General features: G+C 67.8%; 19 protein-coding genes. 2 read left to right on the top strand and 17 right to left on the bottom strand.

Annotated elements, in window-relative coordinates:
- Positions 1 to 18: 18 nt before the first annotated feature.
- From ABD655_RS08245 to ABD655_RS08190, 12 genes are all read right to left on the bottom strand, one after another.
- Positions 19 to 375, bottom strand: coding sequence for an RNA polymerase-binding protein RbpA (locus ABD655_RS08245; RefSeq protein WP_344713104.1), 357 nt, complete (start codon positions 373 to 375; stop codon positions 19 to 21).
- Complete coding sequence (gene secG, locus ABD655_RS08240) at positions 375 to 623, bottom strand: preprotein translocase subunit SecG (RefSeq protein ID WP_344713103.1); 249 nt, start codon at positions 621 to 623, stop codon at positions 375 to 377. The genes ABD655_RS08245 and secG overlap by 1 nt, the downstream gene beginning before the upstream one ends.
- A gap of 60 nt (positions 624 to 683) precedes the next feature.
- On the bottom strand, positions 684 to 1,475 hold the full coding sequence (tpiA, locus tag ABD655_RS08235; protein ID WP_344713102.1) for a triose-phosphate isomerase: 792 nt from the start codon (positions 1,473 to 1,475) through the stop codon (positions 684 to 686).
- Positions 1,466 to 2,680 carry a phosphoglycerate kinase gene (locus tag ABD655_RS08230; protein WP_344713100.1) on the bottom strand — a complete coding sequence of 405 codons (1,215 nt, stop codon included), beginning with the start codon at positions 2,678 to 2,680 and terminating at the stop codon, positions 1,466 to 1,468. The genes tpiA and ABD655_RS08230 overlap by 10 nt, the downstream gene beginning before the upstream one ends.
- Before the next feature lie 6 nt (positions 2,681 to 2,686).
- On the bottom strand, positions 2,687 to 3,697 hold the full coding sequence (gene gap / locus ABD655_RS08225) for a type I glyceraldehyde-3-phosphate dehydrogenase (RefSeq protein WP_344713098.1): 1,011 nt from the start codon (positions 3,695 to 3,697) through the stop codon (positions 2,687 to 2,689).
- Positions 3,698 to 3,800: 103 nt separating this feature from the next.
- Positions 3,801 to 4,427, bottom strand: coding sequence for a superoxide dismutase (locus tag ABD655_RS08220; protein ID WP_344713096.1), 627 nt, complete (start codon positions 4,425 to 4,427; stop codon positions 3,801 to 3,803).
- 89 nt (positions 4,428 to 4,516) lie between these two features.
- Positions 4,517 to 5,494, bottom strand: a complete 978-nt coding sequence (gene whiA / locus ABD655_RS08215) for a DNA-binding protein WhiA (RefSeq protein ID WP_344713094.1) — start codon at positions 5,492 to 5,494, stop codon at positions 4,517 to 4,519.
- A 68-nt stretch (positions 5,495 to 5,562) separates the two neighbouring features.
- Positions 5,563 to 6,474 (bottom strand): RNase adapter RapZ, encoded by a 912-nt coding sequence (rapZ, locus tag ABD655_RS08210; RefSeq protein WP_344713092.1) that lies wholly within the window; start codon positions 6,472 to 6,474, stop codon positions 5,563 to 5,565.
- Between the two features lie 26 nt (positions 6,475 to 6,500).
- The gene (gene uvrC, locus ABD655_RS08205) at positions 6,501 to 8,381 is read right to left on the bottom strand and encodes an excinuclease ABC subunit UvrC (protein WP_344713090.1); all 1,881 of its coding nucleotides are present in this window, start codon (positions 8,379 to 8,381) and stop codon (positions 6,501 to 6,503) included.
- Between the two features lie 2 nt (positions 8,382 to 8,383).
- Positions 8,384 to 11,281, bottom strand: coding sequence for an excinuclease ABC subunit UvrA (gene uvrA, locus ABD655_RS08200; protein ID WP_344713088.1), 2,898 nt, complete (start codon positions 11,279 to 11,281; stop codon positions 8,384 to 8,386).
- Between the two features lie 77 nt (positions 11,282 to 11,358).
- Positions 11,359 to 13,662, bottom strand: a complete 2,304-nt coding sequence (locus ABD655_RS08195; protein WP_344713086.1) for a 5'-nucleotidase C-terminal domain-containing protein — start codon at positions 13,660 to 13,662, stop codon at positions 11,359 to 11,361.
- 162 nt (positions 13,663 to 13,824) lie between these two features.
- Positions 13,825 to 14,268 carry a MarR family winged helix-turn-helix transcriptional regulator gene (locus ABD655_RS08190; protein WP_344713084.1) on the bottom strand — a complete coding sequence of 148 codons (444 nt, stop codon included), beginning with the start codon at positions 14,266 to 14,268 and terminating at the stop codon, positions 13,825 to 13,827.
- Between the two features lie 41 nt (positions 14,269 to 14,309).
- On the opposite strand from ABD655_RS08190, the gene ABD655_RS08185 reads away from it, so the two are divergent.
- On the top strand, positions 14,310 to 14,546 hold the full coding sequence (locus ABD655_RS08185; protein ID WP_344713083.1) for a hypothetical protein: 237 nt from the start codon (positions 14,310 to 14,312) through the stop codon (positions 14,544 to 14,546).
- Positions 14,547 to 14,561: 15 nt separating this feature from the next.
- Here ABD655_RS08185 and uvrB read toward each other — a convergent pair whose 3' ends face one another.
- From uvrB to coaE, 3 genes are read right to left on the bottom strand one after another with little or no spacing between them, the layout of a single operon-like run.
- Positions 14,562 to 16,643 (bottom strand): excinuclease ABC subunit UvrB, encoded by a 2,082-nt coding sequence (gene uvrB / locus ABD655_RS08180; protein WP_344713081.1) that lies wholly within the window; start codon positions 16,641 to 16,643, stop codon positions 14,562 to 14,564.
- Positions 16,644 to 16,690: 47 nt separating this feature from the next.
- Positions 16,691 to 17,341, bottom strand: a complete 651-nt coding sequence (locus ABD655_RS08175) for a hypothetical protein (RefSeq protein ID WP_344713080.1) — start codon at positions 17,339 to 17,341, stop codon at positions 16,691 to 16,693.
- A 29-nt stretch (positions 17,342 to 17,370) separates the two neighbouring features.
- Positions 17,371 to 17,982 (bottom strand): dephospho-CoA kinase, encoded by a 612-nt coding sequence (coaE, locus tag ABD655_RS08170; protein WP_344713079.1) that lies wholly within the window; start codon positions 17,980 to 17,982, stop codon positions 17,371 to 17,373.
- Positions 17,983 to 18,366: 384 nt separating this feature from the next.
- Here coaE and ABD655_RS08165 point away from each other — a divergent pair, with 384 nt between their 5' ends.
- Positions 18,367 to 19,113: a response regulator transcription factor gene (locus tag ABD655_RS08165; RefSeq protein ID WP_344713077.1), complete on the top strand. Its 747-nt coding sequence runs from the start codon at positions 18,367 to 18,369 to the stop codon at positions 19,111 to 19,113.
- Here the strand turns inward: ABD655_RS08165 and ABD655_RS08160 are convergent.
- Together ABD655_RS08160 and ABD655_RS08155 are read right to left on the bottom strand one after the other, a co-directional pair.
- Positions 19,095 to 20,303: a hypothetical protein gene (locus ABD655_RS08160; RefSeq protein ID WP_344713075.1), complete on the bottom strand. Its 1,209-nt coding sequence runs from the start codon at positions 20,301 to 20,303 to the stop codon at positions 19,095 to 19,097. The two genes, ABD655_RS08165 and ABD655_RS08160, sit on opposite strands and share 19 nt — an antisense overlap.
- Entirely contained in the window at positions 20,300 to 21,988 is a 1,689-nt protein-coding gene (locus ABD655_RS08155) for a sensor histidine kinase (protein WP_344713074.1), read from the bottom strand. The genes ABD655_RS08160 and ABD655_RS08155 overlap by 4 nt, the downstream gene beginning before the upstream one ends.
- Between the last annotated feature and the right edge of the window lie 35 nt (positions 21,989 to 22,023).

Genomic DNA, 22,023 nt, shown 5'->3' with positions numbered 1-22,023 from the left:
GATCCCGTCCGCGGGGATCTACTCCTGCCCGCGGCGGTCTCGCAGCTGCTTGAGCGCATCATCCAGAAGCGTTTCGGCCTCTTCCTCGGTACGGCGTTCCTTCACGTAGGCGAGGTGGGTCTTGTACGGCTCGGACTTCGCCAGCGCGGGCGGGTTCTCTTTGTCACGCCCGGCCGGGAGGCCCGAGTGAGGCGAGTCGATGGTTTCCGGGATCTCCTCCTCGGGGATACCTGCCGCGAAGTGGCGGACGGTCTCGTTGCCGAGGGCATCCCAGTAGGAGATGGCGATGCGCTCGGCGTGGAAGCCGTGATCCTGCTCGCCCATGGGACCCGCGCCGACCCGCGTTCCGCGGATGGCATTTCCTCCGCTGGCCATCAGACGCTCGCGAACTTCGTCAGGAGCCCCAGGGCCACGATCGAGACAAACCATGCGAGCGCCAGCACGACGGTGAACCGGTTGAGGTTGCGCTCAGCCAAGCCCGAGGAGCCCAGGGCAGACGTCATGCCGCCGCCGAACATGTCGGACAGACCGCCGCCGCGTCCCTTGTGGAGCAGGATGAGAAGTGTCAGCAGCAGGCTGGTGATGCCCAGGAGCACCTGCAGGACGAACTCTAGGATCTGCACAGATCTAAGCCTTTCACCGCGCCCGAGAGACGGGCGCACGATTCCCCAGTATAAGCGCGGTCAGACGCCGACGTGTTTCTGATAGCGGACGATGGCCGCGAACTCGCCCACAACCAGACTAGCCCCGCCCACCAGTGCACCGTCGATGTCGGGTTCACGCATGAAGCTCGCGATGTTCGTGGACTTCACCGATCCGCCATACAGGACGCGTGTCCGCTGGGCGGCGTCCGGTCCCAGCTTCGCGGCGATCACGTCGCGCAGCTTCGCGCAGACCTCTTGCGCCTGCTCGGGTGTGGCGGCCTGGCCCGAGCCGATGGCCCAGACCGGCTCGTAAGCCACGACGATATCCGCTTCCGACGGCAGGCCTTCGAGCGCGACTTCGAGCTGCCCGACGGGGACGGCGCTGGCGCCGAACTTCTCCAGGTCCTCGGACGTCTCACCGACACAGATCACGGGGACAAGCCCATGGCGAAGCGCCGCCTGCGCCTTCGCAGCGACAACCTCGTCGGTCTCATCGTGGTATTCGCGGCGCTCGGAGTGTCCCACGATGACGTACCCGCAGTTCAGCTTCGCCAGGAAGGCCCCGGAGACCTCGCCGGTGTATGCGCCGGAGTCCTTCGTGGACAGATCCTGCGCGCCGAGCGCGAAAGAGATCTTGTCGGCGTCCAGCAGCGTCTGGACGGTCCGCAGGTCGGTGAAGGGCGGGAAGATCCCCACCTCGACACTGCCCTCTACGTGCTTGGCCTCCTTGAGCGACCAGTGCAGCTTCTGCACGAACGCGATCGCCTGCTGGTGGTCGAGGTTCATCTTCCAGTTGCCCGCGATGAACGGGGTGCGACCTGTCACTGCCATCCGAGGACCTCCAGTCCGGGGAGCTTCTTGCCCTCGAGGAATTCCAGGCTTGCTCCGCCGCCCGTCGAGATATGACCGAACTGATCGTCCTGGAATCCCAGCTGACGCACGGCCGCGGCCGAATCGCCGCCGCCGACGACGCTCAGTCCACGCACGTCGGTGAGAGCCTGTGCGACTGCCTTCGTGCCGGCTGCGAACGGTGCGAGTTCGAACACGCCCATGGGGCCGTTCCAGAACACCGTCCGGCTGTCGCGGATGACCTCCGCGAAACGTGCGGCGGTGTCGGGCCCGATGTCCAGCCCGAGACCGGACGCACCGAACGGTGTGTCCTCGATCCGGTCGGCGGCCGTCACGACGTGTTCGGCATCCGCACTGAATTTCGACGCAACGACGACGTCGGTCGGCAGGACGATCTCGACCCCGGTCTCCTCTGCGGTCTTCACGTACTGGCGCACGATGTCGAGCTGGTCGGCCTCCAGCAGGCTTGCGCCGACGCGGTGGCCCTGGGCGGCGAGGAAGGTGAACAGCATCCCGCCCCCGACCAGCAGCCGGTCCACCCGCGGGAGCAGGTGCGAGATGACACCCAGCTTGTCGCTGACCTTGGAGCCGCCGAGCACGACGGTGTAGGGGCGCTCCGGGTTCTCGGTCAGACGGTCGAGGACGTCGAGCTCGGCCGCGATCAGCAGCCCGGCAGCGGACGGCAGGATCTCGGCGAGCTCGTAGACGCTCGCCTGCTTGCGATGCACGACTCCGAAACCGTCCGAGACGAGCACGTCGCCGAGTTCCGCGAGCTGCTCGGCGAAGGCGCGGCGCTCGGCGTCGTCCTTCGCGGTCTCTCCGGGGTTGAATCGGAGGTTCTCGATCACCGCGACGTCGCCGTCTTCGAGTGCGGCCACCGCATCGGAGGCGGACTCCCCCACCGTGTCCAGCGCGAACGCGACCGGCTTGCCGAGCAGCTCCGACAGCCGCTGCGCGACCGGTGCGAGGCTGTACTTCTCGTCAGGGGCGCCCTCAGGGCGACCCAGGTGCGAGCAGACCACGACGCGGGCACCTTGCTGGATGAGCGCGTTGAGAGTGGGAAGCGACGCTCGCACGCGGCCATCGTCCGTGATCGCGCCGTCCTTCAGGGGGACGTTGAGATCGCAGCGGACGATGACCCGCTTGCCGGCGAGCGAACCCAGCGAGTCGAGGGTGCGCAGAGGCATGATCGCTTAGAGGCGTTCGGCGACGTACTCGGTGAGGTCGACGAGACGGTTGGAGTAGCCCCACTCGTTGTCGTACCACGCCGAAACCTTGACCAGGTTGCCGCTGACGTTCGTCAGTTCCGAATCGAAGATCGACGAGTGCGGGTTGCCCTGGATGTCGCTGGAGACGATGGGATCCTCGGTGTACTCGAGGTACCCGACCAGTCGCCCATCGGCCGCGGCGGCCTTGTAGGCGGCGTTGACCTGGTCGACGGTGAGACCCTCGGTGGGGGTGATGAGCGTCAGGTCCACGATCGAGCCGGTGGGCACCGGCACCCGGTAGGACGAGCCGCTGAGCTTGCCGCTCAGCTCGGGAAGCACGTGGCCGATGGCCTTGGCTGCGCCGGTCGAGGCGGGGACGATGTTGATCGCGGCACCACGCGCACGACGGAGGTCGCTGTGCGGGCCGTCCTGCAGGTTCTGGTCGGCCGTGTAGGCGTGCGCGGTCATCATGAAGCCGCGCTCGATGCCGAAAGCGTCGTTGAAGACCTGCGCGAGCGGTGCGAGGCAGTTCGTGGTGCAGGACGCGTTGGAGATGATGACGTCGGTGGCCGGGTCGTATTCGCCCTCGTTCACGCCCATCACGATCGTGACGTCGTCGCCGGTGGCGGGTGCGGAGATGAGGACCTTCTTGGCACCGCCGGCGATGTGCTTCTTCGCGTCTTCTGCGTTGGTGAAGCGGCCGGTCGACTCGATGACGATGTCCACGCCCAGCTCGCCCCAGGGGAGGTTGGCGGGGTCACGCTCTTCGAAGACCTTGATCTTCCTGCCGCCGACGGTGATGGAGTCCTCGTCGTACGAGACCTCTTCGCCGAGGGGGCCGCTCACGGAGTCGTACTTCAGCAGGTGAGCGAGGGTCTTGTTGTCGGTGAGGTCGTTCACCGCCACGATTTCCAGGTCTGCACCCTGCGCGAGCGCCGCGCGGAGGTAATTGCGTCCGATGCGGCCGAAGCCGTTGATTCCGATCTTGACAGCCACGGAGATTCTCCTGAGATATGTGGTGCGCGACAGCGCGTTTGATGCGGTTGCAGGGGTGGACAACGGCGTCCCGGCGGGGGCACCCCGCCGGGACGCCCACTCGCTATGACAGTACCAGCAGGCCCGAGGTCTTCTCGCGGGCGGCGGTGAAGCGCGACTGGACGTCTGCCCAGTTCGCGATGTTCCAGAACGCCTTCACATAGTCGGCGCGGACGTTCTTGTAGTCCAGGTAGTACGCGTGCTCCCAGACGTCCAGAAGCAGCAGCGGCACCGTGCCGGCCACGATCTGACCCTGCTGGTCGAAGAACTGCTGGATGATCAGGTTCTGGCCGATCGAGTCCCAGAACAGGCCTGCCCATCCCGAGCCCTGGACGCCGAGCGCGGCGGCGGTGAACTGGGCCTGGAACGCATCGAAGGATCCGAAGAAGTCGCCGATGGCCGACTCGAGCTCGCCGGTCGGCTTGTCGCCGCCGTCCGGGGAGAGGTTCGTCCAGAAGATGGAGTGGTTGGTGTGCCCGCCGAGGTTGAAGGCGAGGTCCTTCTGCAGCTTGTTGACGTTCGCGAGGTTGCCGCTCTGGCGGGCCTCGGCAAGCTGCTCGAGGGCGGTGTTGGCGCCGGTGACGTACGCCTGATGGTGCTTGTCGTGATGCAGCTGCATGATCGTCGCACTGATGTGCGGCTCAAGAGCGGCGTAGTCGTAGGGGAGGTCGGGCAACGTGTAGTTCGCCATGTTCTCTTCTTCCTATCGGCGCTGCGCCGATACTCCTCGACGCAGCGAGCGTGACGTGTCTAGCCTACTGATGCGGCGCGGCCGGGCGCTCAGTCCTCGGCGCCCACCGGGACCGCAGCCTCGGTGTCGGGGATACCGTCCTGCTCGGCCTTCTTGTCGGCCATCGCCAGCAGACGGCGGATCCGCCCGGCGACCGCGTCCTTGGTGAGAGGCGGGTCCGCGTGGTGGCCGAGCTCGTCGAGGCTCGCGTCGCGATGGGCCAGGCGCAGCTCGCCCGCCTCGCGGAGGTGCGCGGGCACTTCGTCGCCGAGGATCTCCAGCGCGCGCTCGACGCGGGCGCATGCCGCGACGGCCGCCTGGGCGGACCGACGCAGGTTCGCATCGTCGAAGTTGACCAGGCGGTTGACGCCGGCGCGCACTTCGCGGCGCTGGCGCATCTGGTCCCAGTCGCTCGAGGCGCGACTGGCGCCCATCTGCGCGAGGGCGACTCGGATCGCCTCACCCTCCCGGACGACGACGCGCGGTACACCGCGCACTTCGCGGGCTTTCGCCGGGATGCCGAGACGGTGCGCGGCGCCCACCAGAGCCATCGCCGCCTCCGGCGCCGGGCAGGTGATCTCCAGGGCGGCCGAGCGGCCGGGCTCGCTGAGGGTTCCCGCCGCGAGGAAGGCGCCCCGCCAGATCGCTGCCAGGTCGGAGCGGGATCCGGTCGTCAACTTGTTCGGCAGGCCGCGCACCGGGCGGCGCCGCTGATCCAGAAGTCCGGTCTGGCGGGCGAGGGTCTCGCCGCCCTCGATCACGCGTACTGCGTAGTGGCTGCCGTTTCGGGCGCCCGATCCCTGCACGTGCACGAGCTCAGGTCGCACTCCGTACAGCTCCATGAGGTCGCGGGCGACGCGTCGAGCGAGTACGTCGGAGTCCAACTCCGCCTCGACGGCCACGCGGTTGGCGATCGAGTGCAGACCGCCCGAGAAGCGAAGGAGGGACGTCAACTCGGCCACTCGAGCCGTGGGACTCGGATCGCGCACAGCCGTCAGTTCAGCCTTCACGTCAGCGGTCAGCGACACGGATCTCCTCGCAAGCGATGATGCGGATTGGGGGTGGGAACGAGGATCAAGCCTACTCGGGACCCCGGTCACTCACGACCCAGGTCACGATGCTTCACCCGGACGGCGACCCCCGGCACGCTCGACAGCCGCGCCGCCAGTTCCCGCGCCACCGCCACGGATCGGTGCTTCCCGCCGGTGCAGCCGATGGCGATCACGGAGTGACCCTTGTTCTCGCGCTGGTATCCGGCCAGGACCGGCTGGAGGGCAGCGGTGTAGGCGTCGATGAACTCCATGGCCCCCTCCTGGCTCAAGACGAACTCGCGCACCTCGTCGCTCTCGCCGGTGAAGGCGCGCAGCTCGTCGTTCCAGAACGGGTTCGGCAGGAAGCGCATGTCGGCGACGAGGTCGGCGTCCGGCGGCATCCCGTACTTGAATCCGAAACTCATGATCGTCACCGAGTGGCGCGCGGCACCCTCCGCTGAGAACAGATCGATGACCTGCGTGGCCAGCTGGTGGATGTTGAAGGCGGAGGTGTCGATGATGACGTCCGCGCTCTCGCGAACGGCCGCGAGACGATCGCGTTCCATCCGGATGCCGTCCAGGATCGTCCCGTCGCCCTGAAGAGGGTGCGGGCGACGGACGGCCTCGAAGCGGCGCACCAGCACCTCGTCCGAGGCGTCCAGGAACATGACCCGCACCGGGCGTCCGTGCCGCAGCGCCCGCGTGATCTCGGGCAGCGCGACGAACAGATCGCGGCCACGGACATCGACGACCACGGCGACCCGAGGCAGCGCGCCGGCGGCGAGCTCGGTCAGCTCCAGCAACGGGCGGAGCATCTGCGGCGGCAGGTTGTCGACCACGTACCAGCCGAGGTCCTCGAGGGCGTCGCCTGCTGTGGAGCGGCCCGCGCCGGACATTCCTGTGACGATGAGCACCTCACCGGGCGGGCGACGCTCATCGACGGGAGCATCCAGCGCGTCTGCCTCAGCGTTGGTCATTCCCACCCCCGTCGTCGCCCTTCAGCCTACCCACTCGTGAGATGGGCGTGAATCGCGGCCGCGAGCTTCGGACCGACCCCGGGCAGCTCCGTGATCTCCTCCGGGGTGGCGCGCTTCAACGCGGCCACCGAGCCGAAATGCCGAAGGAGCGCTTTGATGCGCGCCTCGCCCAAGCCGGGCACCTCGGCCAGAACGCTGTGGATGTCGCGGCGACGCCGCCGTCGCTGGTGCGAGATCGCGAAGCGGTGCGCCTCGTCGCGCAGCCGCTGCAGCAGGTACAGGGCCTCACTCGTGCGCGGCAGGATCACCGGGTATTCCTCCCCCGGCATCCAGACCTCCTCGAGCCTTTTCGCGATGCCGCACAGCGCGATCTCCTCGTGGCCGGCATCGGCGAGAGCGCGGGCAGCGGCTTCGACCTGCGGCTTTCCTCCGTCGACGACGAGCAGCTGCGGCGGGTAGGCGAAACGAGGTCGCCGTCGCGTACCCTCATCGGCGTCCGCCTGCTCCTCGGGCCGATCGAGGTAGGCCAGCCGGCGCGTGAGCACCTGGTAGAGCGAGTCCGTGTCGTCGGTGGTCTCGGGGACGCCGAACGACCGGTACTGATCCTTTCGGGGCAGACCGTCCTCGAACACGACCATCGACGCGACGACGTTGGTGCCACTCAGATGCGAGACGTCGAAGCACTCGATGCGCAACGGTGCCTCGACCAACCCCAGGGCCTCCTGCAGATCACTGAGGGCCTGCGTGCGCGCGACGTAGTCGCTGGTACGCCGGGTCTTGTGGATCATCAGCGCCTGCTGCGCGTTGAGCGTCGCGGTCTTGAGCAGATCGGCTTTGCGCCCGCGTTGGGCGACCTGGATCGAGACCTGCTTGCCGCGGCGGTCGCGCAGCCACACCTCCAGATCTCCCGCGTCATCGGGGAGGGACGGGACGAGCACCTGCCGCGGAATGTCGGCGGGCGCGGCGTCGCCGTAAGCCCGCTGCAGCACCTGGTCGACCAGTTCGCCGCCGGTGATGTCGAGCTCCTTCTCGACCGTCGTCGCCCGCACGCCGCGCACGCGGCCGCCGCGGATCACGAATTGCTGGACGGCTGCGTGCAGCTCGTCCTCGGCGATGCCGAACAGGTCGGCGTCGGTGTCGGCGGCCAGCACGAGGGCGCTCTTGGACAGCACCGCGTCGATCGCGGCGAGGCGGTCGCGGTAGACGGCCGCCGCTTCGTAGTCCATCGCGGCGGACGCCTCACGCATGCGCGCGTTCAATTCCTTGGCGAACCTCTGGTCGCCGCCGGCCATGAAGGCGATGAAGTCGTCGACGATCGCGCGGTGCTCCTCGATCGTGACCTTCATCGAGCAGGGGCCGCCGCAGCGCCCGATCTGCCCCGGGAAGCAGGGGCGACCGCTGGCCATCGCCTTCTTATAGGACGCGTCGCTGCACGTGCGGATCGGGAAGACCTTGATCATCAGATCGATCGTGTCGTGCACCGCCCACACCTTCGGGTACGGACCGAAGTACTTGGCTCCCTTGATGCGGTGGTTGCGCGTGACGAGCACGCGCGGGGCCTCATCAGCGAGTGTGATCGCCATGAACGGGTAGGACTTGTCGTCGCGGTAGCGGACGTTGAAGGGCGGATCGAACTCCTTGATCCACATGTACTCCAGCTGCAGCGAATCCACGTCGCTGTCCACGACGGTCCACTCCACCGATGCCGCGCTGGTGACCATCCGGCGGGTGCGCTCGTGAAGGGTGCGCAGTGGGGCGAAGTAGTTCGACAGTCGCGAGCGCAGGTTCTTCGCCTTGCCGACGTACAGCACCCGGCCCGCGGCATCCCGGAATCGGTAGACACCCGGGTTCGTGGGGATCTCGCCCGGTCGCGGCTTGTACGCGACCGTGGGCAGGGATGCGGGCATGCTCACCCGGCCTTGCGCACCGCGGTGATGCCGAGCACCTCCGCCAGGAAGGCACCCGTGAAGCTGCCTTCCGTCTGCGCCACCTGCTCGGGGGTTCCCGTCGCGACGACCTGGCCGCCGCCGGATCCGCCCTCCGGGCCGAGATCGATGACCCAGTCCGAGGACTTGATGACATCGAGGTTGTGCTCGATCACGATCACCGTGTTGCCCTTGTCGACCAGGCTGTTCAACACCTCGAGCAGACGCTGCACGTCCTCGAAGTGCAGGCCCGTGGTCGGCTCGTCGAGCACGTAGACGCTGCGCCCGTTGCTGCGACGCTGCAGCTCGGTGGCCAGCTTGACGCGCTGCGCTTCGCCGCCGCTGAGCGTCGTCGCCGATTGACCCAGGCGGACGTAGCCCAGGCCGACGTCGACGAGCGTCTTCAGGTAGCGGTGGATGGCCTGGATCGGCTCGAAGAACTCGGCGGCCTCCTCGATCGGCATCTCGAGCACCTCGGCGATGTTCTTGCCCTTGTAGTGGACCGAGAGCGTGTCGCGGTTGTACCGCTTGCCGTGGCACACCTCGCAGTCGACGTAGACGTCGGGCAGGAAATTCATCTCGATCTTGATCGTGCCATCGCCCGAGCACGCCTCGCAGCGTCCGCCCTTGACGTTGAAGCTGAAGCGGCCCGGCTGGTAGCCGCGCACCTTCGCCTCGGGCGTTTCGCTGAACAGCGCCCGGATGCGGTCGAAGACTCCCGTGTACGTCGCGGGGTTGGAACGAGGCGTGCGCCCGATCGGCGCCTGATCGACGTGCACCACCTTGTCCAGGTTGTCCAGGCCCGTCACTCGCGTGTGCTTGCCCGCGATCCGGCGTGCCCCGTTGAGGCGTGTGGCCAGCACCTCGTACAAGATGCCGTTCACCAGTGAGGACTTGCCCGAGCCGCTGACACCGGTCACGGCGGTCATCACGCCGAGCGGGAAGTCGACGGTCACGTTGCGGAGGTTGTTCTCGCGCGCCCCGACGACGGTCACCATGCGCTTCTTGTCGATTCGACGGCGTTTGCTCGGCGTGGGGATCGCCCGGCGGCCGGCCAGATAGTCGCCGGTGATCGACCGGGGATCGTTCAACAGGTCTGCGAGCGGACCCGAGTGCACGACGTGGCCCCCGTCGACGCCCGCCCGCGGGCCGATGTCGACGACCCAGTCGGCCGCGTGGATGGTCTCCTCGTCGTGCTCGACGACGATCAACGTGTTTCCGAGATCGCGCAGGGCCAGCAGCGTTTCGATCAGCCGGCGGTTGTCACGCTGGTGCAGACCGATCGAAGGCTCGTCGAGGACGTACAGCACGCCCGTCAGACCGGAGCCGATCTGCGTGGCGAGGCGGATCCGCTGTGCCTCGCCGCCCGAGAGGGACCAGGCCGACCGGCTGAGGCTGAGGTAGTTCAGCCCGACCTGCAGCAGGAAGTTCAGGCGGGCACGGATCTCCCGCAGCACCTGTGCGGCGATCTTCGCCTCGCGCTCGGTGAGCTCGAGTTGCGCGAAATACTCCTGAGCATCGCCCAGACTCAGGCGCGAGGCATCCGCGATCGAGTGCCCGTGCACGAGAACAGCGAGGACCTCTGGCTTGAGCCGGTCGCCGTTGCAGGACAGACACGGCACTTCGCGCAGGTACTCCGACCAGCGCTGACGCTGCGAGTCCGAGTCGGCCTGCACGTACTGACGCTCGATGTACGGCACGACTCCCTCGAAACCGGACGAATAGCGCATCTCACGGCCGTACCGGTTCTTCCACTTGACGGTGACCTTGTAGTTCTCGCCCCGCAGGACGGCCTCCTGCACATCGAACCGAAGGTCGCGCCAGGGGGTATCCAGCGAGAAGTTGAGGTCGGCGGCCAGACCCTCAAGAAGCCGCTCGTAGTACTGGAAGAGACCCTTGCCCTGAGTGGTCCACGGGATGATGACGCCTTCGCGGATCGACAGTTCGTCGTCGCCGAGCATGAGATCCACGTCCACGGACATGCGAGTGCCGAGGCCCGAGCAGGTGGGGCAGGCTCCGAACGGCGCGTTGAACGAAAAGGTGCGCGGTTCGATCTCCGTGAGCTGGAGCGGGTGCCCGTTGGGGCACGCGAGCTTCTCGGAGAACGACTGCCACGCGGCATCCCCCTCCTCGTCGACGAAGTTGACCTGCATGATGCCGCCGGCCAGGCCCAGCGCCGTCTCGACGGAGTCCGTCACCCTGCTGAGGATTTCCGGGCCGGCGACGAGCCGGTCCACGACCACGGCGATGTCGTGCTTGTAGCTCTTCTTCAAGACCGGGGGTTCGGCGAGCTGGATCAACTCACCGTCGACGACCGCACGGGCGTATCCCTTGGCCGAGAGCTCCTTGAAGAGGTCGACGAACTCGCCCTTCTTCTGCGAGACCACCGGTGCGACGATCTGGTACCGCGTCTTCTCAGGCAGCTCCATCAGCTGGTCCGCGATCTGCTGCACGGTCTGTCGCTGGATGATCTCACCGCAGACGGGACAGTGCGGCACGCCGATCCGCGCCCAGAGCAGGCGCATGTAGTCGTGAATCTCGGTGATCGTGCCGACCGTCGACCGCGGGTTCCGGTTGGTCGACTTCTGATCGATCGAGACGGCGGGACTCAGTCCCTCGATGAAATCGACGTCGGGGCGGTCGACCTGCCCGAGGAACTGACGTGCATACGCGCTCAGTGATTCCACGTAGCGGCGCTGGCCCTCGGCGAAGATCGTGTCGAAGGCGAGGCTGGACTTGCCCGATCCGCTGAGGCCGGTGAAGACGACGAGGGAATCGCGGGGGATGTCGAGGTCGACGTTCTTGAGATTGTGAACGCGGGCGCCGCGAACACTCAGTTTGCCACTGGAGTTTCCGGGCGCGGCGACAGGGACGATGGGCACCGGATAAGTCTAAGCGGGGCCTCCGACACGAGCGCCGGAGACCCCGCCTTCACGGGCTGTTGCCAGACGCCCGCTCGTCAGCGGACCGTCGCCCGAACGGTCGCGTCGGAACCGAGGGTCAGTGCGTCACCGGAGTAGACCGCGGTGAACGCGTAGCGGCCGGGCGCGAGACCCGGCAGAACGAATGCGGCCTTGCCGGAAACGACACTCGCCGTGCCGACCACGGTGCCACCGTTGCTCAACACCACCGTGCCGGTCGGCGTGCCCTTGGCCTTCACCGTCACGACGATGGAGAGCGGCTCGCCCTTCTTCCCTCCGGTGGTCCGGTCGACGAGGGTGGACTTCTCCTTCTTCACGACCTGGATGGGGATGTCGAAGGACGTACCCGTCGGGGTCGTGATCGTCAGCGGCACAGTGCCTTGCACCCGCCTCGGAATCGTCGCCGTCAGGCTCGCCCTGCCCGCCTCGTCGGTGTTCGGGACGAGGCTCGCGTCGATCGTCGCGGTGCCGACCGTCTCGCCGGCGATCGCCACGCTCACGGTGCCGGCCGGCGTCGGCGTCTGAGTGAACTCGAGGGACGACAGATCGATCTGGATCGTCTCCGTCGCGCCGTAGCCGTTGGCGCCGGGCGCGGAAAGCTTCACACCGATCGAGCGCTGCGCGAGATCCGGCGAGGCCTCTCCGTTCGTGGCGAACCAGCTCACCATGGCCTCGAGATCCACCAGACCCGAGTCGGCGCGCTGCGTGCCCTCAGCCAGAGTGAAGAAGTTGTCGCCGCCGGACGCGAGGAACGAGTTGACCACGACCCGGTAGGTCGCCGCCGGATCGACCGGTTCGCTGTCGAACTCCAGGTTCGTCACTCGCGAGCCCGCGGGGGCCGTGTAGTCGGTGACATACGTCAGGCCTTTCGACACACCGAGCTTCAGGAACGGACGCGATGCCGCCGCCGGCTGCCACTGCTCCTCGAGCACTGACTTCACCTGCGCACCGGTGAGCGTCATCGTCACGAGCGTGTTGGCGAACGGTTGAACACCGGCCGCTTCGGCGTATGTCACGTTGCCGTCGGGGTCTTCCGGGCCGCTGCTCGCGTAGGTCATGTTCGCGCGGAGACCGCCCGGGTTCATGAACGCGATATCGGTTTCAGGGAAACGCACCTGCGTCTGGTCGAGTTGCACGTCGGCGACGAAGTTGCCGAGCGTCGACTCGGCGCCGCGCGCCTCCTGAGTCGTGGCGGGGTCGGCCGGCGTCGGCGTTCGCGGTTGGAGCCCGCGCTGGAAGCTCGCCGTGATGTCGCCGACCTTCACGCCTCCGGCAACCTTGGCGTAAGCCACCGACTCCGTGACCAGGTCGACGATCGGCTGCTCGGCGGCACCAGGCGTGTAATTGGCCACGTACGGGTTCGCGGTGGTGCCGGCGCCGGTGTACATCGCATACGTGGTGTTGACCATCGACACGATGTCCTTCGTGGCCGGGTCGACGAGGATCTCCATGTTGCTGAAGCGCTCGCCGTACTGACCCGAAGAGATCACCGGGCGTCCGTCGACAACCAGGTTGTAGGCGAGGTGGGTGTGGCCGGACACGATCGCGTCCACCTCATCCGTCACGCCTGCGACGATCTTGCCGAAGGGCGTGCTCAGATCGGTCGCCGAAGCCAGGGTCGGCTGAGTAGCGCCTTCGTGGACGAGCAGGACCAGTACGTCGGCCTCGTCGTTGGTAGCATCGCCGTCCGACAGCTGGGCGGCGACGGCGTTGACGCTCTCCACGACAGGGTTCACATCCAGCGTCGCAATGCCGGCGGGGCTGACCAGCGCGGGAAGCTCCTCGGTGACGGCGCCGATGAAGCCGATCGTCACGCCCTCGAACGTCTCGGTCCAGTAGGGCGCGAGAGCGTAGTCATTCGTCTCGGTGTCCCACACGTTCGCCGCGATGTACTCCCAGTCCGCAAGACCCTGCACGCGGTCACGGAGGTCGGCCCAGCCCTGGTCGAACTCATGGTTTCCGGCGGCACTGACGTCGAGGCCGGCAGCGTTGAGCGTCTCGATCGTCGGCACGTCGTCCTGGATGAACGACGTGAAAGTCGATGCGCCGATCATGTCGCCCGCGGCGGCGAACACCGTATTGGGATTCGTGGCACGCACCTGGTTCACCGCGGTGGCCAGCGCGGCAACGCCCCCGGCGGGCGCCACTGCTTCGATGCGACCGTGGAAGTCGTTCACCGTGACCAGGTTGATCTTCACCTCGCCCACGGCCTGCGCGGCGGGTGCGACGAGCGCGCCCGCGCCGAGGGCGAAGACGGTCGCAATCGCCGCGACGGCGAAGCGCCGGCGAGTGGGCGGTGTGGTGTGGTCGGTGTGTGACCGTGGGACTGACCGAGATCGCATGACGCATCCTCTGGGGCTAGACCGATGGGGACGGTGCGACACAGCGCGAGTATCAGCCGGGCAGCGCTGCACCTCAGTCGAGCCTATGAGTCCGCCGCGAGTCTGCCAAGAGTGCGATGCAGTGTTCATCGGGCCGCAAGGGGACCGGCACGGTCTGTCCGATCAGCCCGCCGCGGCAACCGGTGCGCGGCCGGCGAAGCGCACCAGCGCATCGCGCACGGCCATGATCTCGGCAGAATCCATCCCCACCCGCTCCATGATCTGATGGGGCACCTGCAGCGCGTCCTTGCGCAGCGCCTCGCCCTGTTCAGTCAGGGCGATATCGAGCACGCGCTCGTCGTCGGTGCGCCGGGTGCGGGTCACCCGCCCCTGCGACTCCAGCCGCTTGATCAGCGGCGACAGCGTCGCCGGCTCCATGGCCAGCTCCCCCGCCAGGTCACCGAGAGAGCGCGGCGACCGCTCCCACAGGGCGAGCAGAACCAGGTACTGCGGGTGCGTCAGGCCGAGCGGCTCGAGAACCGGCCGGTATAGGGCGACGACGTTGCGGGCCGCGGTCACCACGGCGAAGCAGAGCTGGTTCTCCAGCGCCAGGACGTTCTCGGTCATAGTTGAATCTTACGGCCACGAATAGTTAGTACACTAATCACATGACCGACGACAGGATGCCGCTGCGCAAGAGGGTTCGCCAAGCGGGTGGCTGGTACGCGTGGTTCAACACGAATCTCATCCGCCTGGCCGGGCCGGCGGCCGTCGGCCCCTACGAGAGCACTCCCCCACCGACGGTCGCCGAACGCGCGGACCGGGCCTGTCCCCTGTGCGGACACCCGATGACGGCGCACACGTTCGACCGCTCCGGTCCAAAACCGCTCATGCACTGCCCGTGATCGGACCCTGCTCGCTCAGGCGTGCCCGGCACGCTCCATGGCCCGCAGCTCCTTCTTCATGTCCTGCACTTCGTCGCGCAGACGTGCGGCCAGCTCGAACTTGAGCTCGCCTGCGGCAGCGAGCATCTGATTCGACAGATCGGCGATGGTCGCCTCGAGCTGGTCTGCGCCCTCAGCTGCGATGCCCTCGCGGCGCAGCCGCGGCGTGGGCGACTTCCCCTTGCCGGATTTGGACAGCGCGGCGTGGCGGCGGGACAGCAGCGCGGCAGTATCGGCCCCCTCGCGGGCGAGCACGTCGGTGATGTCGGCGATCCGTTTGCGCAGCGGCGTGGGGTCGATGCCGTTCTCGAGGTTGTAGGCCACCTGCTTCTCACGGCGTCGGTCCGTCTCGCCGATCGCCGCCTTCATCGAGTCGGTGATCCGGTCGGCGTACATGTGCACCTCGCCCGAGACGTTTCGTGCGGCGCGGCCGATGGTCTGGATGAGGGACGTGCCCGAACGCAGGAAGCCCTCCTTGTCGGCATCCAGGATCGCCACGAGCGACACCTCGGGAAGGTCGAGACCCTCGCGGAGCAGGTTGATTCCGACCAGCACGTCGTAGACGCCGGCGCGGAGTTCGGTGAGCAGCTCGACGCGACGGAGGGTGTCGACATCGGAGTGGAGGTAACGGACCCGGACCCCGTGCTCGCTCAGGAAGTCCGTCAGCTCCTCAGCCATCTTCTTGGTGAGCGTCGTGACGAGCACGCGCTCGTCACGTTCGGCGCGAACGCGGATCTCCTCGAGCAGATCATCGATCTGGCCCTTGGACGGCTTCACGACGATCTGCGGATCGACCAGCCCGGTCGGGCGGATGATCTGCTCGACGATGCCGTCCGCGATGCCCATCTCGTATCGACCCGGCGTCGCGGACAGATACACGGTCTGACCCACGCGGTTCTTGAACTCGTCCCACCTCAGCGGGCGGTTGTCCATCGCGCTGGGCAGGCGGAAGCCGTGTTCGACGAGCGTGCGCTTGCGTGAGGCGTCGCCCTCGTACATGGCCCCGATCTGCGGAACGGTCGCGTGCGACTCGTCGATCACGACGAGGAAGTCGTCCGGAAAGAAGTCCAACAGGCAATGCGGAGCCTCACCCGGCGCGCGTCCGTCGAGGTGGCGCGAGTAGTTCTCGATGCCGGAGCAGAACCCGAGCTGCTGCAGCATCTCGAGGTCGAAAGTAGTGCGCATGCGCAGGCGCTGGGCCTCCAGAAGCTTGCCCTGCGACTCCAATTCCTTCAGTCGGATGGCCAACTCTTCTTCGATGGTGCCGATCGCCCGATGCACGGTATCGGTGCCGGCCACGTAGTGCGAGGCCGGAAAGATCGGCACGGAGTCCAGCTTCTGCACGACATCGCCGGTCAGCGGGTGCAGCATGTAGAGCGCTTCGATCTCGTCGCCGAAGAGCTCGATGCGGATCGCGTACTCCTCATACACCGGGATGATCTCGATCGTGTCGCCGCGGACCCGGAAGTTGCCGCGCGAGAAGTCGACGTCGTTGCGGTTGTACTGCATCGCGATGAACTTGCGGATCAGGGCATCGCGGTCGTACTGCTCGCCGACTTGCAACGCCACCATCGCGCGCAGGTACTCCTCGGGCGCGCCGAGTCCGTAGATGCACGAGACGGTCGAGACCACGACGACGTCGCGCCGGCTGAGGAGGGAGTTGGTGGTGGAGTGGCGGAGGCGCTCGACCTCGGCGTTGACCGAGGAATCCTTCTCGATGAAGGTGTCCGTCTGCGGCACGTACGCCTCAGGCTGGTAGTAGTCGTAGTACGACACGAAGTACTCGACGGCGTTGTTGGGCATCAGGTCGCGGAACTCGTTGGCGAGCTGGGCCGCGAGCGTCTTGTTGTGCGCCAGCACGAGGGTCGGGCGCTGCACCTGCTCGATCAGCCAGGCCGTGGTCGCCGACTTGCCTGTTCCGGTGGCGCCGAGCAGCACCACGTCGGTCTCGCCGGCGTTGATGCGGGCCGCCAGGTCGGCGATGGCCTGCGGCTGATCACCCGAGGGGACGTATTCGCTGACGACCTCGAACGGCCGCACGGATCGTGTCGTCTGCATCAGTCCAGGCTAAGCGCGGCCCCGGACATCGCGGCCGACGTTCGCCGTCAGCCGAAGCCGCCTCCGCCGTCGAAACCGCCGCCGAAGCCCCCTGCATCGAAGCCGCCGCCGAATCCGCCGCCGTCGAAGCCCCCGCCGTCGTATCCGCCCGAGCCGCCGGCGTCGATTCCGGTGCCGCTGGGGCTGACCATGTCACCCACCCAGCCGGGCTGGTCGCCGACGATCAGGGACCCGGCGCCAACCGTGAAGTACGACATCACGGACGTGGTCGCGACGAACTGGTACGCGACGATCGCAAGGACACCGGTCTGCGCCATCACGTCTCGCGAGTCGACGAACGCGTTCCGATCTGCGACGGCGGTGCTCGTACGAACGGATGCTTCGGCCTCGGCATCCGGTCCCCCATGCGAGGCCGCACGCTCGACGCGACGCTCCTCTGCGCGTCTGACGAGCTTGGCCAGAACCGAGGGGTCCTCGGGCGAGGCGTTGCGCTCGGCCTCGGACATGAAAGGACGCAGCTGCTCGAACATCTCGCGCCGGCGTGCGACCGGGACGTCCGCGAACGCCGACGCGTGAGCGCTCTCGATGACGCTCGCGGGGAGCGTGTTCAGCAGGTACACGTAACGGGAGATCTGCTCTTCTTCGGTGACCGCGACGTAGGGGTTCTTGCGCCTGCGAAACCTCGACAGAATGCTCATGCCGCACCTCCATTGCTGCTGCTTCCAGGCTACTCCCGGGCGAGCAGCCGAGGCAGTCCCGCCCAGAGCTCGTCGGCCTGACGCAAGGTGTCCTCCAGCGAGCCGGCCGTGTCGATCACGACATCGGCGAGGCCCAGCCGCTCCTGGTCGGACACCTGCGACGCGATGCGCGCGGCGGCGTCCTGCTCGGACAGTCCCCGCAGGTCGACCAGGCGCCTGCGTCGCACATCGGCCGCCGCGTGCGCCACGACGATCAGGTCCCAGTGGTCGTTCAGCCGCGCTTCGACCAGCAGCGGAACGTCATAGACGACCACGGCATCGGGGTCAGCGGCGAACGCCTCGTCGAACTGCCGCTGCGACTCGAGGCGCACCGCCGGGTGGACGATCGCGTTCAGCCGCTGGACGGCCGCCGGGTCGCCGAAGACGCGGGAGCCGAGCGCAGCGCGATCGAGCGAACCGTCGGATCGCAGCATCACGTCGCCGAATTCGGTGGCGATGGCGGCGAGCACCGGGGATCCCGGCAGTTGGACATCGCGGACCACCTGGTCGGCGTCGACCAGAACAGCTCCGTGCTCGGCGAGGCGCCGGGCGATGGTGGACTTTCCGGAGGCGATGCCTCCGGTGAGGGCGACGAGTGGCATGCATCGAGGATGCCATGCTCAGAACTTTGGGGAGTCCTGAGGTGCTCCTGAGCCGGACTTGAGTCCGGCCGCGTATCGTCGATGGCACCCGAAGAAAGCGGATCCTCGGACGGTCTCTGGGGGAGGATATGCGATGGCAGGCGGACGCGACCGTGCGGCGTCAAGGCCTCGCGCCGTCCGTTCGCACCATGCAGCATCGCTGACGGGTGCAGGATCTGATTTCGGTACGGCGGGATGGCGATCGTGGGGGCGATCGCCATCCCACACCGTTCCGCTGGCGCGCTGATGAGCGACCCGGACAGGAAGTTTCAGACCGCCTTCTGGGATATCATTACCGACGTTCGGGCGCCGGCGATCGAGTCGTCCGCGCCGGAAGGTGCCAGGGTGGAAGAAGCACGCGTCGCGGTCGTGATCGAGGATGAAGAAGACATCCGGTCGCTTCTGTCTGCCGTCCTGTCGCAGGCGGGATTCGCCGTCCACGCCGGCGCCACCGGTGAGCAGGGCCTGAAGCTCGTCCGCAAGCATTCGCCGCTGGTGACGACCCTCGACGTGAACATGCCCGGCATGGACGGTTTCGAGACGGCCAAGCGCATCCGAGCGATCAGCACGACCTACATCGTCATGCTCAGTGCGCGCACCGAGGAGATCGATGCGCTGCAGGGACTGGAAGCGGGTGCGGACGACTACGTCGCCAAACCGTTCCGCCCCCGCGAGCTGCGAGCACGGATCGACGCGATGCTGCGGCGACCGCGACATCACCTCGCCACCGGGGCGTCGCCCGCCGCCGACGAGGTGGACGACGCCCCGATCGGCTGGCTTGAGCACCAGGGCGTGCGGTTGAATCCGCAGACCCGCATCGTGACGCTCGAAGGCACCGGCCTGGACCTCACCCGCAGCGAGTTCGACATCCTCGCGGAGCTTCTGCGGTCGGGACGTCGTGTGCGCGCCAAATCCGATCTGGCCACGATGCTGCGCGGCGAGCAGGTCACCGGCGCGGAGTTCTTCAGCGACAGCGATGCGCGCGCCATCGAGGTGCACGTGGCGAATCTGCGCCGCAAGCTGGGCGAGTCGCCGGCGAGCCCGCGCTGGATCGAGACGGTGCGCGGAGTCGGCTATCGGCTGACCGCCTGATCCTCTTCGGCCTCGCCGACCAGGATCGAGGTGTCCACGCTCGTCGCCGCGCGACGAGCCGCGCCGCGCGCGACACCCGACAGCGCCTCGGCGTCGTAGCCGGTCGTGTCGCTGAGCGCGACCCCGACCCCGACGACGGGGATCACCGCGCCGAGATCGCCGCCGGCTCCGACGGTGCCCAGATCGTCGAACAGCCCGCGGTAGATCGCACCGGCCTGACGGCGGGCTTCACGAGGCGACTCCATGAGGCCCCCGACGAGAAGACCGCTCAGTCCGTCCTCGGCGACGAAGGAATTCGACGGGGCGTGGCGGCGCACCCCGGCGCGCCAGGTCTCTGTCACGGTGCGGGCGACATCGCTGCCGAAGGCGGTGGAGATCTGCTCGAGGTCATCGATGCGCACCGCGATGACCCCCACCAGCTCGGACCGTCGTCGAGCGCGATCGGACAGGTCTGCCAGAGCAGCGAGGAACACGTCCTGCGCGAGTATCCCGTCACGCGCCGTGCCGAGCCCGGCCGGCCGGAAGTGACCGCGCATCGGTGCGCGCGAAGCCCGCAGCACGGACGTCGCGACGACGGCGACGATCGAGAGGGTGACCGTGACGAAGCTCGCCGCGACCGTGCCGAACGCGCGCTGGAACAGGGCGCTGTCCACGCCCGCGGTCAGGTACACGATCGTCCTGCCGAGGAAGAACAGCGACTGGACGCTGAACACGGCAGCCAGTGCCCACGCCGTGCGGGACGATCGCAGCTCCCCGCGCAGGCACTCCCCCGCCGCCGCTCCGGCCAGGACGACGAGCGGGAGGAACAGCCACAGCGCGCCGGCCCAGTCCCCACCGGTGGGGCCGGCCGCGAAGACCGAACCGGCCGCGCCGAGCGTGGCCAGTGCCACGACGATCGAGGGCCAGTCGATGCGGTGGCCATTGAAGCGACGGCATCCCAGCCACATGCACCCGGTGCCGGCGACGAAAGCGCCGTTTCCGATGGCCACGGCCCACCACGCATCGGACGACTGGGCCCAGATGAGGTAGGCGAGCGTGGTCAGCATGGCGGCGAGGAACCCGAGCGCCCAGATGCGCCCGGCGCCTTCATCGCGGCGCAGGAGCGTCCCGATGATGAACAGGACACCGCTGACGTTGACCACCAGCGCGCTCATCACCAGCACGCTAGTGAGATCGAGGGCGAGGTTCATGAGAGGGTCCCTTCCGGGGCTGTTGCGGGGAGTTTGACGATGAAGGTCGTTCCGACGCCGGGCGCGCTGTGCAGGCCGAGCTCGCCGCCGTGGGCGCGCACGATGTCCCGGCTGATGGCCAGTCCCAGCCCCGTCCCCGCGCGACGGGACGGTCCGGCCTTGTAGAAGCGCTGGAACAGGCGCGTGCGCTCCGCCTCGGTCATCCCCGTCCCCGTGTCGCGGACGAGGATCCAGCTCGAGACCGCGTCGCCGGTCGTGCCGAGGAAGACCGTTCCGCCGTCGCGGTTGTAGGTGATCGCGTTCGAGAGCAGGTTATCGACCACCTGGCGGATGCGCAGCGGATCCGCCCACACCATCGCCTCCTCCAGGCCGCTGACGTCGATCGTGATCGATCTGCCTGCGGCGCGGGGCGCGAGCGCCTCAGCCGAGGCTCTCACGATGTCTCGGGCGTCGGTCGATACGGGCGAGAGGGATGCCGCGACCGATGTGGACGAGCTGGACGCCGCCAGGATGTCGGCGATGATCCGCAGCAGGCGTTCTGCGTTGCGCTCGGCGATATCCAGGTTCGACCGGAGGTGGTCCGGAAGGTCGGGATCCTCGATCGCGAGGTCGAGGTAGCCCAGGATCGACGTCAGCGGCGTACGCAGTTCGTGGGAGACCGAGGCGACCAGCTCGTCGCGCGCCCGCAGCGCGTTCAGCTCCGCGGTCACATCGCGCGAGACGACAACCGCTCCGGCATCCTGTCCCGACGAATCGGTCAGGCGGCGCGCGGTGATGCTGAGCGCCTGTCGTGGCCCCTGCTCTCCGCCGAACCAGACGATCTGCCCGTCGAACGCCTCGCCACGCAGCGCCCGCTCGAGCGGCAGCTCCTCCTGAGGCAACGCCGTGCGCCCGTCATCGCGGAAGGCGGGGACGTCGTCGCTCGCGGCGTCCTCGTCCGGCAGGACGACCTGCTGCAGACGACCGTGCGCCTCGTTGGTCACGGCGACCTGGCCGTCGCGGGCGACGCGGATGACGCCGAAATCGACGGCGTCCAGCACCTCGGTCAGCTCCTGCTCCTGCCTGCGCGTGCGCTCCAGCAGCCGACGCAGGAGGTGCGACTGCTTGGCCAGCAGCATCCGCTGGGCATCCGAACGGCGCGCGGAGAGGTGGCTCGTGGTCGCCACCGCGATCAGCACCAGCGGCAGCAGGAGGGTCGCGTGCGTGAACTGCAGGTCGTTCAGAGCCGTCAGCACCGAGGCGATGCCGACCCCGGCCACGACGACGGCGACCAGTCCGAAAAGCCCGAAACCCGCCGCGAGCCAGGTGGTCGGAAAGATCCAGAGCAGCCCGAGTGCGGAACCCGGCGCCGAGACCTGGATCAGTGTGATGGCGACGATATCGATCGCGGGCACCAGCGCGACCCACCCGGATGGCACGCGATTCCACGGGATGACGAGTGTCGCACCGGTGACGAGCACGATGATGACCGCCCCCGTGAAGAACAGGATGACATCGCCCGCGAACGGTCCGAACACGACCATGAAGGCGAGCGCGAAGACGACGGAACCCAGCAGCAACTGGTTCAGAGTCGCCGCTCGCGCACGGGTGCGGTCGACGAAGTCCTCCTTCAGCCAGGCCGCCCGCCGGGCGCGCGCATGGCGCGCGGACTCCTCCGGGGCGTTCTGCTGGGTCGCTACGGCCATACCGTGACGGTAACGGATGCCGCGGTCCCTGCGCC

The sequence above is a fragment of the Microbacterium terregens genome (genome assembly GCF_039534975.1).
GTDB classification, from domain to species: Bacteria; Actinomycetota; Actinomycetes; order Actinomycetales; family Microbacteriaceae; genus Microbacterium; species Microbacterium terregens.
The sequence above is the reverse complement of the archived record's forward strand: the minus strand, read 5'-3'. Positions and strand labels throughout refer to the sequence as shown.

Excerpts from the sequence above, each read along its gene's own strand:
- ABD655_RS08175 (WP_344713080.1), bottom strand. The coding sequence starts at position 17,341 with ATGAGCATTCTGTCGAGGTTTCGCAGGCGCAAGAACCCCTACGTCGCG.
- uvrC (WP_344713090.1), bottom strand. The coding sequence starts at position 8,381 with ATGCCCGCATCCCTGCCCACGGTCGCGTACAAGCCGCGACCGGGCGAG.
- coaE (WP_344713079.1), bottom strand. The coding sequence starts at position 17,982 with ATGCCACTCGTCGCCCTCACCGGAGGCATCGCCTCCGGAAAGTCCACC.
- ABD655_RS08220 (WP_344713096.1), bottom strand. The coding sequence starts at position 4,427 with ATGGCGAACTACACGTTGCCCGACCTCCCCTACGACTACGCCGCTCTT.
- ABD655_RS08190 (WP_344713084.1), bottom strand. The coding sequence starts at position 14,268 with ATGACCGAGAACGTCCTGGCGCTGGAGAACCAGCTCTGCTTCGCCGTG.
- ABD655_RS08245 (WP_344713104.1), bottom strand. The coding sequence starts at position 375 with ATGGCCAGCGGAGGAAATGCCATCCGCGGAACGCGGGTCGGCGCGGGT.
- ABD655_RS08160 (WP_344713075.1), bottom strand. The coding sequence starts at position 20,303 with ATGAACCTCGCCCTCGATCTCACTAGCGTGCTGGTGATGAGCGCGCTG.
- ABD655_RS08230 (WP_344713100.1), bottom strand. The coding sequence starts at position 2,680 with ATGCCTCTGCGCACCCTCGACTCGCTGGGTTCGCTCGCCGGCAAGCGG.
- uvrB (WP_344713081.1), bottom strand. The coding sequence starts at position 16,643 with ATGCAGACGACACGATCCGTGCGGCCGTTCGAGGTCGTCAGCGAATAC.
- tpiA (WP_344713102.1), bottom strand. The coding sequence starts at position 1,475 with ATGGCAGTGACAGGTCGCACCCCGTTCATCGCGGGCAACTGGAAGATG.
- ABD655_RS08195 (WP_344713086.1), bottom strand. The coding sequence starts at position 13,662 with ATGCGATCTCGGTCAGTCCCACGGTCACACACCGACCACACCACACCG.
- ABD655_RS08185 (WP_344713083.1), top strand. The coding sequence starts at position 14,310 with ATGACCGACGACAGGATGCCGCTGCGCAAGAGGGTTCGCCAAGCGGGT.
- rapZ (WP_344713092.1), bottom strand. The coding sequence starts at position 6,474 with ATGACCAACGCTGAGGCAGACGCGCTGGATGCTCCCGTCGATGAGCGT.
- ABD655_RS08155 (WP_344713074.1), bottom strand. The coding sequence starts at position 21,988 with ATGGCCGTAGCGACCCAGCAGAACGCCCCGGAGGAGTCCGCGCGCCAT.